Consider the following 1,115-nt stretch of genomic DNA (forward strand, 5'->3'; position numbering starts at 1 on the left):
GGGCAATTGCCAGGCAAAAAATAACGGCGAATCGGATCATTTTATAAATATAAAAAAAGTTTACCCCCTAAGAGGTAAACCCTACCTAAAAACCACCATACATGGTGCGCTCACATTTCAAAAGTAGAACGGCAACATGAAATTAAGATGAAAAAAATAAATTTTAAATTTCATGTTGGTTTCATCTTCGGCTCTCAACTTTGAAGCGTAAAACTTTAAATAAAATCTACAGTTATGAAAACAAATTTTGTAAATACCATTTTAGCCGTCTTCCTCGTAATCGGGATGATTGCCTTTTATGGATGTAAAAAAAATGAATCAAGCCAGGGAACAACTAAAGTTCAGATTAAAATGACCGATGCTCCGGGTAACTTCGATAAGATTAATTTAAGTGTAAAAGAGATTGTACTGGTATCGGGCGATAAACCTTATGTATTTGCAGCTAGTGCAGGTATATTCGATATTCTTGATTTTAGGATCGGCACCAGTAACCCTGATATTTTGGTTGCTTCAGGTGAAATGCCTTCAGGTGAAATTACCGAAATCAGACTGGTACTTAACGAAACCGGAAATACAATTGTAGTAAATGGGGTTCAGCAGGAACTTAAAACACCAAGTGCACAATCTTCTGGCTGGAAAGTAAAATTAACCGCTAATCCTGAATTGGTTGAAGGTGCTGCTTATACATTACTATTAGACTTTGATGCGGCGAAATCTATCGTAAGCACCGGAAATGGAAAATATTTATTAAAACCAGTGGTACGCGGAATTGCGGCAGCAACTACCGGATTAATTTCAGGAACGGTTTTGCCTTTGGCAAGCCATCCAGAAGTATTGGTTATTGCTGGTACAGATACAGTGGGTACCGTTGCCGATCCTTTAACTGGTAAATTTACAGTTGGTGGCTTATCATCTGGTATCTACTCAGTTAAATTTGCTCCGGTTGTTGGTTATAGAGATAGTACCATTACTGCTGTTAAAGTGGCTTTAGGGCAAAACACATTGTTGGGCACGGTTACTTTAAAATAGTAAAACCCCATTATTCATATCTAAATTTAAAACGATGAAAAAGCTATTCTTGCTGTTGTTACTCGTGGTAAGCAGCAGCCTTACTT

Annotated in this window: 1 protein-coding gene; it reads left to right on the plus strand. The window is 37.5% G+C overall.

Annotated elements, in window-relative coordinates; genetic code table 11:
* The first annotated feature begins 234 nt into the window (after positions 1–234).
* The gene (locus tag AC1DPQ_RS28470; protein WP_477580427.1) at positions 235–1,029 is read left to right on the plus strand and encodes a DUF4382 domain-containing protein; all 795 of its coding nucleotides are present in this window, start codon (positions 235–237) and stop codon (positions 1,027–1,029) included.
* Positions 1,030–1,115: the final 86 nt, after the last annotated feature.

This window comes from Pedobacter sp. 01T416_2 (assembly GCF_056398925.1).